This is a genomic window from Micropruina sp. (assembly GCF_047602085.1).
Classification (GTDB): Bacteria; Actinomycetota; Actinomycetes; order Propionibacteriales; family Propionibacteriaceae; genus Micropruina.
Map to the genome: position 1 here is coordinate 1 of NZ_JASGID010000003.1, position 13,539 is coordinate 13,539.

Below are 13,539 nucleotides of genomic sequence, written 5' to 3' on the forward strand. Positions count from 1 at the left end.
CCGAACACGACTGGGTCGAGAGTTCGCACGCATCCAGTTCGCTGTCGTGGGCCGAGGGGCTGGCCAAGGGGTTCGCACTGCAGGGCGAGCAGCGCACCGTGGTGGCCGTGGTCGGCGACGGGTCGCTGACCGGCGGCATGACCTGGAGGCGCTCAACAAGATCCCCGGTGCAGCCCGACCTGCCCCTGGTGATCGTCGTCAACGACAACGGCCGCTCGTACAACCCCACCATCGGTGGCCTGGCCACCCGGCTGCACGGGCTGGGGCAGCAATTACGGCGATTCGCACCGACCGTCGCTACGAGCGCGCCCTGGCCCGGATCAAGAGCTGGGTGAACCGCACCCCGGTGGTCGGCGAGCCTGCCTACGGCCTGATGCACGCCTTCAAGGCGGGTGTGAAGGACGCTCTCGCGCCGCAGGGCATGTACTCAGACCTGGGCATCAAGTACCTCGGCCCGATCGACGGCCATGACATCGAGTGCCTCGAACTGGCCCTGCACCAGGCCAAACGGTTCGACGGCGGCCCGGTGATCGTGCACGTCATCACCCAAAAGGGCCACGGCTTCGCTGGCCGCCGAGCAGCACGAGGAGGATCGGTTTCACGCCGTCGGCCGGATCGACCAGGTGACCGGCGAATCGCTGAGCACCTCGTCGGCGCGCACCTGGACCGAGGCTTTCGGTGACGAGCTCGCCCGCATCGGCGCGACCGACGACCGGGTGGTCGCGATCACCGCCGCGATGCTGCACCCGACCGGGCTGACCCGTTTCGCCCAGCACTTTCCCGAACGCACCTTCGATGTCGGCATCGCGGAGCAGCACGCGCTCACTTCGGCCGCCGGCCTGGCTCGTACCGGCCTGCACCCCGTGGTCGCCATCTACGCCACGTTTCTCAACCGGGCCTTCGACCAGTTGCTGATGGACGTGGCGCTGCACGGCGAGGGAGTCACCTTGGTGCTCGACCGGGCCGGCATCACCGGGCCGGACGGAGCCAGTCACCACGGCATGTGGGATCTGTCGCTGCTCGGCCTGATCCCAGGGCTGCAACTGGCCGTGCCCCGCGACGAGCTGCGGCTGCAACAGGCCCTGCGCGCCTGCGTGGGCATCGACGACCGGCCTACCGCAATCAGGTTCTCGAAAGACCCGGTGCCGGCCACACTGCCCGCGGTGCGCACCGAAGGAGCCCTCGATGTGCTGTTCGAGCACGGAGATCCGCGGGTGCTGGTGGTCGGCTGGGGCCAGTTCGCCACCATGGCTGTCGAGGTGGGCCGGCGGCTGGCCCAGCAAGGCATCGGGGTGCGCGTGATCGACCCGGTCTGGGCGCTGCCGATACCAACCGAACTGGTCACTCTTGCCGGTGCGCACCAACTGGTGATCACCATCGAGGACGGTGGGCTGGCCGGCGGCCTCGGCTCACGGCTGGCGCAGGAATGCCGGCTGGCGGGGGTGTCGGCCACGATTCGTGAGTTCGGCGTGCCGCAACGCTTTATCGATCACGGCACCCGGGCCGGCATTCTGGACGAACTCGGACTGACTGCTCAGCAGATCGCGCGGTTCGCCACCGAGACGGTGCTGGCCGGCGAACCGGTCAGTAGCCCGGAGGTCCAGCAGCCCCGCTGACCGGGCCGCCGGGTCCGGTGCCGCCACGGGCGGGGGCGGCGCGCCCGCAGCTCGCTGCGGGGTCACGGAAGCGCCGATCAACGCAACCAGCGCTGGTTGATCATCGAAACCCCTTGCCAGTAGCTGGCCGCGGCTTCGCACGCGGATCGGGATGGGAGGAGATTCGGCGAATCTTCGACTCTGAGAGCCATCTTCAAGGTCTCGACAAGCTCGACCAGCGAGAATCAGCGTCGCCTCAGTGCGACCGCCAGGCAGCCGATGACGGCGGTCATCAGCAGCGGGGTGCCGAGCAGAAAGTCGCCGCTCTCGGCCAACCGTGCCGGGTCGACAACGTAGCCGGTGCCGCGGCTCAGGGTCACGAAGGCCGTGACCGTCACGCCCAGCAGCGCGCTGGCGCAGAAGAGCAGCACCCGGGCGGGCACCGGCCACCGCCGCGTGCCGTGTTGGGCGATGTCGCCCTCGGTGAGCGCCCGCCAGATCAGGCCGAACAGCACCACGGCGACACCACTGAACCCGAGTAGCGCGCTGATCGGGTCGTCGAGAATCGCCCGGTGTGGGTAGACCAGGCACACCAGGGTCGCCGAGCCGAGGGCCATGGCTCGCATGCCGGTCAACTCGCGCCGCGGTAGCAGCGTGGCCGTGACGATCAGGGTGACGGCGAGCAGCACGCCGGCCAATTGGGTGGGCGACACGTCGGTCCACGCTGCGAAACCGCTGGTGCGCAGCAGTTGGAAGACCGCCAGGACGGTGACGGCGCTGCAGAACATGGCTGCCCAGGGACGTCCGCGCCGGGCCAGCCGCAGCGTGACCGCCAGGGCGACCATTCCGGTGGCGACGCGCGACCACGTGATGGTCTGCTGGCCCAGAATGGTCGAGGTGGCCACGTCCAGGGCCGCTGCCAGCCACTCCGGGCCGGTCAGGCGAGTCATGGCGTGCAGCCAGATCAGCAACGGGTTGATCAGGATCAGCAGGATCGCCCCGACGGCGATGGCGTAGTTGAGGACGGTGGAGTCCTCATTGAGGTCAGGCCAGGCGGGCGCGCGCCCCGCCACCCGCACCACCCCGACCATGAGCGCCGCGGCGGCCAGCACCGCCAGCAGCGACCCGAGCCAGCCGCTGGCCGGGTTCTCAGGGTCACCGACCAGCCGGACGAACTCGAAGCCGGCCCAGATCACCACCAGCACCGCAACGACCCGGATCGTACCGCGCGACAACTCGCGGTCTGCTGCCGCCACCCCCGCGAACGAGGCGGTGACCGCGATCTGGGCCAAGGCGGCACCCGCGACGTACAGCGAGGGAGTCGCGGCATTCTGCAGTTGCTGGACCGTGCCATCGATCACATAGCCGCGCCAGTCGACGTTGAGAATGGCGATCGTGTTGTTGCTCGCCAGGGGTACGGCGAAGGCCCCGACCAGGGCCCCGGTGACGGCAACGAACTCCCACCAGGCGTACCCGGCCCGGGCCCGCGCAACGAACAGCACGATCAGAAACAGCACCGCGAGGGCGGCAGGAATGAGCAGCAGGGGCTGGGTGAGCACCCCCGTCAACAGCGAACTCAGCACCGGCAGCAGCACCAGAAAAGCGGCCAGCTTGACCCACCACGGCAGGTGCAGCGCAGCAGTCACCAACAGGGCGAGCGACACGACAGCGCCAGAGACGGCCAGCCAGATGCCGAGCACGGGCAGGCTGGTTCCCGATGGCGTGACCACCAGGTCGCCCAGCCCGCGCAGCAGCCCGGCGAACACCACGGCCAGCGCTAGCAACGCGTAGAGCACAAACGAAGTGCCTACGATCGCGCGCAGCCCGACCGGCCAGTCCTTCGCCCTGAGACGTCCCTCCTGCACCGGTTGCACAACGGTGAGCCAGACCAGGTCGCGCAGCACATTGGCCAGCGCCCGCGCTGTTCTCATTCGCCCCCCAGCCGGTACACGGTGGCGTTGAAGAACACCAACAGGCTCCCGTCGGCGAGGGCCAGCACGGCGCCGGGGCCGAACGACAGGTCCTTCTCTTGGGTCACGAACGCGCCCAGGCTCGATCCGTCTGGTGCGAACCGGTGGACGGTCGTGTGGTCGGTCACCACCAATGACCCGTCCTGAGCGAGCATCGATGTGCCGGCCAGGTCTTTCGCCCAGGCGCTGCTGCCGTCGCTCAACCGCAGGGCGGTCAGCGTGTCGAGGGTGCGAACCGCCACCAGGTCGCCGGCACCGACGATCTGCTTGCGATTGCCGGGCACCTCCACCCGCCAGAGCTGGCGGCCGTCCGCCAGCCGGAATGCGCGCACATAGCGGTCGGCCTGGCTGGCCACCACCGCCACCCCCGATGTCACGGTGAACGCCTCCGGCACCACGGTGGACGCCTCGCTGACCGTGCTGCCGCCGGCATCGAACACCCGCACGGTGCCGGCCTGATCGATGACGGCCGCGGTCGAGCCGTCCACCACCATCGGCTGCAGAATCTGGGTGTCGAGCGCCGACCGCCATGCCACGGTGCCGTCGGACGCCCGGAAGGCCGTGATCTGTCCGTCCAGGGTGGCGACGATGGCCAGGGGCCCCAGCACCGCGATCGGTACGGCGCTGACGTCGCCCAGTGCTGCCTGCCACAGGTACTCGCCGTGCTCGCCGTAGCCGACCAGTTGCCGCAGGCTGGTGGCGGCGACCACGACTCGTCCGACGGACGCCACGGCGGTGACCTGACCGCCGGGGTGCGCCACCCAGCGGGCGTCGGCGGTGCCGTCGTCCCAGCCGCGGGCGACGAGATCGTTGCCGGGCGTGTTGACGCTGACGACCACCGGACCGGGCAGTACAGCCGGGGCTTGGTTGCTGCTCAGGGTCAGGGGCGGCAATCCGTTCAGGTCGCGCCGGGCGAACCGCCAGGCCACGCCCAGATCGGGTGTCTTCGGTTGGTGGTCGCGCGCTGGGCCGGTCCACACGGGTGGCCGATCGACCGCCGCCGCGGTGCGTGCGTCGTCGGCGGCGGCGGTGATGCCGCGACCCGGGCACCAGGTGGCGCTCGACTGCTCGGTCGATGCCGTCGAGCCGGTGCCCAGGGTGAGCGACCTGGCTACGGTGACGCAGCCGGCCTCGCCGGTCGCGGCGGTGAAGCCGGCGGTGTAGGGCTCGGTGCCACTGATCGTGTCGGCCGCACCCAGCACCGCTGTGCCGGTGGCCGTCCAGTGTTGACCGTCGGTCACCGCCACGGGCAGCACGGGTAGGCCGGGTCGAAAGGCCACGAAGGTCTTGGCCCAGGCGCCGACCCGCAACTCCAGCCCGGTGGGGGTGGCCGCGAAGAACTGGGTCAGTTGTTCGGCGATGCCTCCGTCTGCTCCGGCGGTGACCTCGCGTAGCCGCACCCAGGTGGTGCTGGTGATGGCCCCCGTGCCACCCCCGGCAGCATAGTGGGCGGCTGCCGGGCCGCTGGCCATGACCTCGAAGCCGACTCCGGCGAAGTATTCGTCGACGGTGTCGCTGGCATCCGACCCCTGCAGCACCACCCGGGTGCCCGAGGGCGGAATGTAGGCCATCACCGGCGAGGTCGACCAGGCCGAGATCGGCCGCCCGAGCAGGGCGGACACGGCGATCGCGGCCACCACGACTGCGATCACCATGATCGCCGGCAGCCCCGGGTGTCGGCGGTTGGGTGGTGGTGTCGCGGGTGGTGGTGTCGCAGGAGGCGGCGGTATCGGCAGCCACGCGGGTACTCCGACCGGCGGAGGGTGCCGCATCGGCTGGCTTCCGAAGGCCCAGGTCGGTTGGTGGCCGGGGTCTGACACCCGCTCACTATAGGCAGTGGCGGGTTCTGGGTTCAGGCAGCGGTGCTGTGCCGCACGATCACCGGCACCACCAGCTCGCGTTGCCACGGACGCACCAGGTCGGCGGCCAGCGCGGCGTCCACGGTCTCGGCGGTCAACGGAACCGGGGGTTGCCACAGCACCCGGCGCAGCGCGTCCGGGCTGATCAGGTTCTCCACCGGCACGACGAGCTGCTCGGCGAGTTCGAGCACGGCCGGCCGGACGGCGTCCCAGCGCGCCGCGGCCACGGGGTTGCGTGTTTCCCAGGCGCGTGGTGGCGGCGGCCCTTCAGCGGGCAGCGCCTTGACCGGCAACTGGTCACGGGTGAGGGTCGCGACGCGGTCGAGGGCGGCCAGCCAGCGTGCCCGGTAACGCGACGGCGCCCGCCAGGCGAACTCGGGTATCGCCGACAGGTCGGACGGCCCCAACTGCTTCACCTCGGCGGCATTCAGCCGGGCGGCCAGGCCGCTGATCGCACGGTCGGGCAGGATCTTGCCGGGTGCCCGGTCCATACCCGAGGCGAGTTCGTCGCGCACCCGCCACAGCTCGCGCACCACGGCCAGGCCGCGTGAGCTGCGCACAGCGTGCAGCCCCGACGTGCGCCGCCACGGGTCGGGTCGGGGCGGGGGAATGATCCCGGCCCGATCGACCAGGTGGGCGAACTCCTGCGTGGCCCACTCGGTCTTGCCGGCGACGTGCAGCTTCTCGGCCAGCCAGTCGCGCAGGTCGATTAGCAGTTCGACGTCGAGGGCGGCGTAGTTCAGCCACTCCTCCGGCAAGGGCCGGCGCGACCAGTCCGCCGCGGAGTGCTCCTTGCGCAACCGCAGGCCGAACGCCTCTTCGATCAGGGTGCCCAAGGCCACCCGCGGCATGCCGACCAACCGGGCGGCCAGCTCGGTGTCGAAAAGCTTGCTGGGCAGCATGCCCACCTCGGCCAGGCAGGGTAGGTCCTGGGTGGCGGCGTGTAGTACCCACTCGTCAGCGGCCAGCGCCGCGGCCAGTCCCGACAGGTCGGCCGGGGCATCGGGTGAGCCGAAGGCGATCGGGTCGACCAGAAACGTGCCGGCACCCTCCCGACGCAACTGAATCAGGTAGGCGCGGGCCGAGTAGCGAAAGCCGTGCGCCCGTTCGGTGTCGATCGCGATCGGCCCGGTGCCGGCCGACAGTGCGGCGACGGTGGCGTCCAGTTGCTGCTGGGTGACGACCACGGGGGGCACGCCATCGGCCGGCGCCTCCAAGACGGGCAGCGCGGGTTCGTCGGACGCGGCGCTCACCGGCGTCGGCGAGCCGACATGACGACCACGCCCTCGGGCAGCGGCGGCAGGCCGGCGGTCGTGCACAGCAGTTCGGACCAGCTCATCAGGTGACTGGTGATGTCGTCGGCGGCGGTGACGACGGGCGTCCACGAGGCACGAATCTCGATCTCGGCGCGCGGCGGATCGGCCGACATGGCGCCGAACGCGCGTGACGAGACGGCGGTCACGGTGCCGCTGGGTGCGGTGTAGGCAGCGCCGTAGCGCTCGAGCGCATCGGTGAGCCACGACCAGCCCACCTCGGTGAGCAGCGGGTCGGCGACCATCTCGGCGTCGACCTCGGCCCGGGCGTAGGTGACGCACCGGAAGTCGCCGTCCCACGAGGGGTTGCCTGCCGGGTCGTGCAGCAGCACCAGCCGGCCGTTGCCCAGGTCTTCGCCGCCCGCGACGACTTCGGCCGCCACCGCCACCGCGTGCGGCGCGATCCGCTGCGGTGCCGGGATCTCTTCGATCACAAGTTCGGGTCGCCAGTGCATGGTTTGCAGCGCGGCCACCGCTTCGTCGAACAACCGAGGGCCTTCAGCCATGGTTCTACGCGCTCCTCCCACGCATGCGAATGTAGCCGTGGGCCCGCCGTCCGTGGGTGGGACTCGCCGGGAGGAACGCAACCGTCACTGGCTCTTCTCGGGCTCCAGCACCAGGCAGATCGAGTTGATGCAGTAGCGCCGGTCGGTGGGGGTGTCGTAGCCCTCGCCGGTGAACACGTGCCCCAGGTGCGAGTCGCAGGTGGCGCAGCGCACCTCGGTGCGCAGCTGCCACAGCGACCGGTCTTCGATGTAACGCACGCTGTCGGTCTCGGGTTGAAAGAACGAAGGCCAGCCGCAGTGCGACTCGAATTTGGTGTCGCTGGTGAACAGCTTCGCGCCACAACCGCGGCAGTAGTAGGTGCCGGTGGTCGTGGTGTCGGTGTACTCGCCGGTGAACGGACGCTCAGTGCCCGCCTCGCGCAGCACGTGGTACTCCTGCGGGGTCAACTGGGCGCGCCACTGCTCAGGGGTCTTGAACTGCTTCGGATCGAGTTGCATGTGACCTCTTTCGTGGTGATCGGCGGCTCCAGGGTAGGTGCGTAGGCTGAGGCCCATGCCCGAGGCTCCGGTCGAGCTCGATGTGAGCGGACGCTCCGTTCGCATCTCGAGCCCCAGCAAGCCGTACTTTGCTGCCCTGGGGTTGAACAAGCTGCAGGTGGCCGAATATTTCCTGAGCGTCGGGCCGGGCATCCTGGCGGCGCTCAAGGACCGTCCGACCACCATGGAGCGCTGGCCGGGCGGGGTGAGCGAGGCGTCGTCGCTGGTCAGCCGCGAGAACCCCGAGGGTGACGCGTTCTACCAGAAGCGGGCACCCAGGGGCCTGCCCGAGTGGGTGCGGACGGCGACGGTGAAGTTTCCGTCGGGCCGTGGGGCCGAGCAGGTCTGCCCGGCCGATCTGGCCACCGTGGTGTGGATGGTGAACCTGGGCACCGTCCGGTTTCATCCGTGGCCGGTGCGGGCGCCGCAGACCGAGTTGGTCGATCAGCTGCGCATCGATCTCGACCCGCAACCCGGCACCGGCTTCGCCGATGCGGTGGTCGCCGCACGTGAACTTCGTGAGGTGCTCGAACAGGCCGGGCTGACCGGTTTCGCCAAGACCAGCGGCGGACGCGGGGTGCACGTGTTCGCACCGATCGTGCCGTGCGACTTCATCGCGGCCCGGCACGCCACCATCGCGATCGGACGTGCCCTGGCCCGCCGGCTGCCACAGCAGGTGACGGTGAACTGGTGGAAGGAGGAGCGCGGAGCGCGGATCTTCGTGGACTTCAACCAGATGGCCCGCGACCGGCTGATGACCTCGGCGTACTCGATCCGGCCCACCCAGGCCGGGCGGGTTTCGGCGCCGGTGACCTGGGACGAGCTGCCGTCGGTCAGCCCTGATGACTTCACCCTGCTCACCATGCCGGACCGGTTCGCGCAGCGCGGCGACGTGTGGGCCCCGTTGTACGCCACCGACCCGGCACCGATCGACGCGGCCCTGGAGTGGTACGACGCCGACGCCGCCGCCGACGGGGGAGCCGAAATGCCGTACCCGCCGGAGTACCCCAAGATGCCGGGGGAGCCACCCCGGGTGCAGCCGTCCAAGAAGAACCCGGCAAACTGGCCGTGACGCCGATTGTCGTTGGTCGAGCGTGTCGAGGCCTTTGGTGGGAGTGCTGCTTTTCGTTGGTCGAGCGTGTCGAGACCTCGGGCTGGAGTGCTCTCGCTAGGGGTTTCGCCAGGCTCAACCAGTGCTGGTTGTGGTGGTCGGTGCTTGTCGAGAACTGTCGCGCGGGGTTCGGCATAGCTCGATCAGCGGGTGGGCCTACAGGGCGGCCGCGACCTGCGTCGACGTCAGCGGATGGCTGAACATCGGGTAGTCGAAAGCGAGCGCGTTCTCGTGCTCGGCGGCCGACGTCGCGGCCACGCAGTCGGTCAGCGTGATCACCCGGTAGCCGTTCTCGTAGGCGGTTCGCATCGTCGACTCGACGCAGCAGTTGGTCAGAAAACCGCCCAGGATCACGGTGTCGATGCCCTTGCTGCGCAAAATGAAGTCGAGGTTGGTGCTGGCGAAGGTATCGAGCCCGCGCTTGCCCTCGATCACGATGTCGCCCTCGGCCGGGGCGAGTTCATCGACGATCGCCGCACCCCAGGTGCCCTTGACGAAGGCGTTGCCGCCGACGACGCCGGCCAGAATGCCGTACGGGTGGCGGGTGAGTTCGGCATAGCCGGGGGCGAAGGTGATCGGCGCGTGCATGATCGTGACGCCGGCCGCCCGGGCCTTGTCGACGAACGCGCGAGTGTTGCCGAGCATGCCGGTGGAGTCTATCACGCCGGCGACGGCGCCGTGTAGCACACCGCCCTCGGTGGTGAACTCGTTCTGGTACTCGATCAGCACCACGGCCGTTGTGGCCGGGTCAAGGGTCAGGGTGTCGTCAGACATCGTTGTCTCCTCCTCGTTGAAGTCAGTCGGCGCTGGCACCCATCGAACCACGCTGCGCAGCGCCGTGGGGCTTGCTCGTCAGCCGCAGTCGTCGGGTAGCCGGCCCTCGCCGGTTTCAGAGCCCCTGACCAGTGCTGGTGGGCGCCCGAAACAGTGACCCAAGCGACCTCAGCCTCACCCGGTGGTTCGGCCGCGTCCTGGCCAAGCCGCGTGTGCGGAACACGGTGTTCAATGGGTGGCCATGCAGTTACCAGTGATGCCGCCGGTCAAGCCCATGCTGGCCAAGTCGGTGGCCACCATTCCCACCGGCGCGTTGTCGTACGAGCCCAAGTGGGACGGCTTCCGCTCGATCGTGTTCCGCGACGGCGATCAGGTCGAGATTGGGTCGCGCAACGAACGTTCGCTGACCCGGTACTTTCCCGAACTCGTCGCGGCGGTCAAGGCGAGCCTGCCGGAGCGTTGCGTGGTTGACGGCGAGATCATCGTGGTGGTCGGCCACCGGTTACAGTTCGAGGTGCTGTCGCAACGCATTCACCCGGCCGCTAGCCGGATCGCGATGCTCAGTGGGACTACCCCGGCCAGCTTCGTCGCTTTCGACCTGCTGGCGCTCGGTGATCGCGACCTCACCGGCGCGCCGTTCGAACAGCGGCGAGCGGCTCTCGAAGCGGCGATGGCCGATGCGGGGCCGCCGGTTCATCTCACTCCGGCCACCGGCGACCCGGCCCTGGCGCAGCAGTGGTTCAACCAGTTCGAGGGGGCGGGGCTCGACGGGGTGGTGGCCAAGCCGCTGGCCGGAACCTACCAACCCGACCGGCGCACCATGTTCAAGATCAAGCACCAGCGCACCGCCGAGTGCGTGGTGGCCGGCTACCGCACCCACGCCAGCGGGCCGGACGCCGTCGGGTCGCTGCTGCTCGGCCTGTACAACGATGCGGGAGAGCTGGCCTCGGTGGGCGTGATCGGCGCCTTTGCCGCGGCCCGGCGCAAGGAGTTGTTCAGGCAACTGCAGCCGCTGGTCACCAGCTTCGACGGCCACCCGTGGGCCCGGGCGCGGCAGGAGCAGGGCACCCGCACACCGCAGAACTCGGCCGGCAGCCGTTGGAACAACGGCAAGGATCTGTCGTTCACCCCGCTGCGGCCCGAGCTGGTGGTCGAGGTGCGCTACGAGCACCTGGAGGGCGTCCGGTTTCGGCACTCCGCCCAGTTCAACCGGTGGCGGCCCGATCGCGACCCGCGCTCGTGCACCTATCAGCAGTTGGACGAGCCGGTCGGCTACGACCTGGCCCAGATTCTGGCTCCCGAAGCCTGAAATCATGGGCGACTGACGTCCCACCACTGCTCAGGGAAGCGCTGATTGGCGCTGGTCGAACGTGTCGAGACCTCGAATAGAGTGCTCTGACCAGGGGTTTCGACTAGTTCAGCCCGCGGTGGCCGCGGTGATCAGCGCTTCCCTGGTGGTGCGGCGGTGCGCCACACTACTGGGATGGCAGCCAAGAGCACCTCGAAGACGCCCCGCCGCACGAACCAGTCGCTGAGTCATTTGTTGCGCCTGCCCGCCGGCCGGGTCGACCTGAGCCGGCTCGACACCGCGGCCACCCACGGTTACCCCGGCAAGGGCAAGGACGACGCAGCCGCGCTGACCGCGGCCCTCGCCCCGCAGATCTCAGACCTGCAGGAGCGGCTGTTCGCCAACGGACGGGCTGCCCCCGACACCGCCAAGCGGGTGCTGGTGCTGCTGCAAGGTATGGACACCTCGGGCAAGGGGGGCGTGATTCGGCACGCCATGGGCATGGTCGACCCGCAGGGCATTCAGCTCACCTCGTTCAAGGCGCCCACCGTGGAGGAACGCCAGCACCACTACCTGTGGCGCATCGAGAAGGCGCTGCCCAGCCCCGGCATGATCGGCATCTTCGACCGCTCCCAGTACGAAGACGTGCTGGTGGTGCGGGTTGAGCAATTGGTCCCGGTGAGCGAGTGGAGCAAGCGCTACGACGAGATCAACGCGCTCGAGAAGCAGATCACCGACGAGGGCACCACGGTGATCAAGTGCTTCTTGAACGTGTCGTTCGAAGAGCAGAAGGCGCGTCTGGCAGCCCGGCTGGCCAGCCCCGACAAGTACTGGAAGTACAACCCCAAAGACATCGACGCCCGCGCCAAGTGGCCGGCCTACCAACAGGCCTACGCCGATGCCTTGGAGCGGTGCAACACCGACTACGCGCCCTGGTTCGTCATTCCCGCCGACCGCAAGTGGTACCGCAACTGGGCCGTTGCGCAACTGCTGCGCGAGCATCTGGTGGGCATGGACCTGGGCTGGCCCGAAGCCACCTTCGACGTCGCGGCCGAGAAGGCTCGGGTCGCGAAGGCGTAGGCCCGGCCCAGGTCACCGACGCTGCGGCACGCCGCGGCGAGATCGCCGTGGTCCGCCCGGGGCGTCGGGGTTCAGGCGCTGACGATGCTGAGGTGACGCGCGGGCAGGTCGTCGTCGAGCTCTTCGAAGCCGATGTCGAGCAGGTCCATTGCCGCGAAGGCGTAGCGGGCGAGAATCAGCTCCATCACCTCGTTGGCCGACCCCAAGGGCTCGCTCACCGAGACCGCTCCGCACCGCTCGGCCAGTTCGGCCTGAGCGTGGAACAACTCGGTGGCGGTGAGAAAGAACGAGCCGACCGCGATGTGCCGACGGCCTTGCGCGCGTAGACCCTGAACCGCCTGGGCGACCGACGGCCCGGAACCGTCCGCAACGGCGGTGAGGCAGGGCAGACGGTGGTGAGTCGACCACTGCCGGGCCCGCCGGGCCAGCAGGGCATTGCCGCGCACGTCGCCGCTGCGTGCCGACGACAGCACCAGCCCGTCGAGTTCGAGCACCCGGCTGTTGCTGAGCGAGGCCCGCAGCCGCTGGTCGAGAACGCTGAGCAGGTTCACCTCGGGCCCGATCGGCCGCGACACCTGCACGCGTAGGTCGGGGTGGATCGTGCGCAGCTTGGTGGCCTGGCCGAGCACCCGCTCGTCGGGGTCGATGGCGTGGGTGAGCTGCAACGGCACCAGCACGATTTCGTTGGTGCCCTGCTTGATCAACTGGCCGACCACCTGGGCGGGCGTGGGGGAGCTATGCTCGAGAAATGCGCAATGCACAGAAAGCCCGGCCCGCATGCTTTGCAGACCCTTGCGCAGGGAGTGCGCGACCTGAGCCACTTGGGCATCGGTGCTACCCATTCCCACCATCACCAAGGCTGGAGCGGTCATGATGTGCCTCTCTTGCGTCACATGTCCTGCGGCTCCATTGCCTGCACTTGCGTGACATACCTTTCTGGTTGCCTCTACCAGATGCAAATCGGTGATCCAATATTTGGACAAGATGGCCAAATATTGGGACAACTACGCTCAGTGAGACGTAGAACTTCCTTGTGATCGGCAAGGGGCACTCGAAATCTCAACGGTTGGACGCCTGCGAGGTGCTGGCGTGGGCGGCGAGGGGGCGAGGTGCTCGGGCCAGGTCCAGATCGCCTCGCTGGGGAAGGATCGGGCCGGCCTGCGCCCAGCTGGGTGGGACCTTGCGGCGAGCCTTCGCCGCTCTCGCTTCCAGCCACTCGTCATCAGACCACTCGTCGGACGTCTCTGGGCATCGCTTCGCATGGCGACTGAGTCCGCAGCGGCACTGATGCTGGAGGCCGAGGTTTCCTGGCGGCGGTGTCGGCGGTACGTGGCCATTCGTCCGTGGCGATCACGGCCAACGTCTACGCACACATCGCCCCCGACGGGGTTGCCCGGGGTCTCGACGCCCTCGGAGAGGTGCTGTCGGGGTGAAATGGTGTGCACCACCAATGGCAAAAGGCCAGTCCGGAACTTTCGAACTGACCCTTTGCTAGGCGCAACACCT

General features: G+C 69.0%; 13 protein-coding genes. 6 read left to right on the top strand and 7 right to left on the bottom strand.

Translation table 11 applies throughout. From position 1 onward, the window contains the following. The 3 genes from QM721_RS06390 to QM721_RS06400 all read left to right on the top strand — a co-directional run. Positions 1 to 335: 1-deoxy-D-xylulose-5-phosphate synthase N-terminal domain-containing protein (locus tag QM721_RS06390; protein WP_415120151.1), on the top strand; the 335-nt coding region annotated here is incomplete at its 5' end. Then, positions 332 to 682, top strand: a complete 351-nt coding sequence (locus QM721_RS06395) for a 1-deoxy-D-xylulose-5-phosphate synthase N-terminal domain-containing protein (RefSeq protein WP_415120153.1) — start codon at positions 332 to 334, stop codon at positions 680 to 682. The genes QM721_RS06390 and QM721_RS06395, both read left to right, overlap by 4 nt. Next, entirely contained in the window at positions 624 to 1,616 is a 993-nt protein-coding gene (locus QM721_RS06400; RefSeq protein ID WP_415120155.1) for a transketolase C-terminal domain-containing protein, read from the top strand. Before QM721_RS06395 ends, QM721_RS06400 begins: the two co-directional genes overlap by 59 nt. 224 nt (positions 1,617 to 1,840) lie before the next feature. On the opposite strand, the gene QM721_RS06405 is transcribed toward QM721_RS06400, so the two are convergent. From QM721_RS06405 to msrB, 5 genes are all read right to left on the bottom strand, one after another. Continuing rightward, a complete protein-coding gene (locus tag QM721_RS06405) occupies positions 1,841 to 3,526 on the bottom strand; it encodes a hypothetical protein (protein WP_415120068.1) in 1,686 nt (561 codons plus the stop codon). Then, positions 3,523 to 5,220, bottom strand: a complete 1,698-nt coding sequence (locus QM721_RS06410) for a PQQ-binding-like beta-propeller repeat protein (RefSeq protein ID WP_415120070.1) — start codon at positions 5,218 to 5,220, stop codon at positions 3,523 to 3,525. Before QM721_RS06410 ends, QM721_RS06405 begins: the two co-directional genes overlap by 4 nt. 197 nt (positions 5,221 to 5,417) lie before the next feature. Continuing rightward, positions 5,418 to 6,677 carry an HRDC domain-containing protein gene (locus QM721_RS06415; RefSeq protein ID WP_415120072.1) on the bottom strand — a complete coding sequence of 420 codons (1,260 nt, stop codon included), beginning with the start codon at positions 6,675 to 6,677 and terminating at the stop codon, positions 5,418 to 5,420. After that, a complete protein-coding gene (locus tag QM721_RS06420; RefSeq protein ID WP_415120074.1) occupies positions 6,674 to 7,243 on the bottom strand; it encodes a DUF3000 domain-containing protein in 570 nt (189 codons plus the stop codon). Before QM721_RS06420 ends, QM721_RS06415 begins: the two co-directional genes overlap by 4 nt. A gap of 84 nt (positions 7,244 to 7,327) precedes the next feature. Then, positions 7,328 to 7,741, bottom strand: a complete 414-nt coding sequence (msrB, locus tag QM721_RS06425; RefSeq protein ID WP_415120157.1) for a peptide-methionine (R)-S-oxide reductase MsrB — start codon at positions 7,739 to 7,741, stop codon at positions 7,328 to 7,330. Between the two features lie 55 nt (positions 7,742 to 7,796). Here msrB and QM721_RS06430 point away from each other — a divergent pair, with 55 nt between their 5' ends. Then, positions 7,797 to 8,852: a DNA polymerase domain-containing protein gene (locus tag QM721_RS06430; protein ID WP_415120159.1), complete on the top strand. Its 1,056-nt coding sequence runs from the start codon at positions 7,797 to 7,799 to the stop codon at positions 8,850 to 8,852. A gap of 195 nt (positions 8,853 to 9,047) precedes the next feature. Here the strand turns inward: QM721_RS06430 and QM721_RS06435 are convergent, their stop codons facing one another. Next, positions 9,048 to 9,665 (bottom strand): cysteine hydrolase family protein, encoded by a 618-nt coding sequence (locus tag QM721_RS06435; protein ID WP_415120161.1) that lies wholly within the window; start codon positions 9,663 to 9,665, stop codon positions 9,048 to 9,050. Between the two features lie 241 nt (positions 9,666 to 9,906). Between QM721_RS06435 and QM721_RS06440 the strand changes: the two genes are divergently transcribed. Beyond that, the gene (locus QM721_RS06440; RefSeq protein ID WP_415120163.1) at positions 9,907 to 10,974 is read left to right on the top strand and encodes an ATP-dependent DNA ligase; all 1,068 of its coding nucleotides are present in this window, start codon (positions 9,907 to 9,909) and stop codon (positions 10,972 to 10,974) included. Between the two features lie 174 nt (positions 10,975 to 11,148). After that, positions 11,149 to 12,033, top strand: a complete 885-nt coding sequence (locus tag QM721_RS06445; RefSeq protein WP_415120165.1) for a PPK2 family polyphosphate kinase — start codon at positions 11,149 to 11,151, stop codon at positions 12,031 to 12,033. Between the two features lie 71 nt (positions 12,034 to 12,104). Here the strand turns inward: QM721_RS06445 and QM721_RS06450 are convergent, their stop codons facing one another. Then, complete coding sequence (locus tag QM721_RS06450; protein ID WP_415120167.1) at positions 12,105 to 12,905, bottom strand: sirohydrochlorin chelatase; 801 nt, start codon at positions 12,903 to 12,905, stop codon at positions 12,105 to 12,107. Positions 12,906 to 13,539 lie beyond the last annotated feature (634 nt).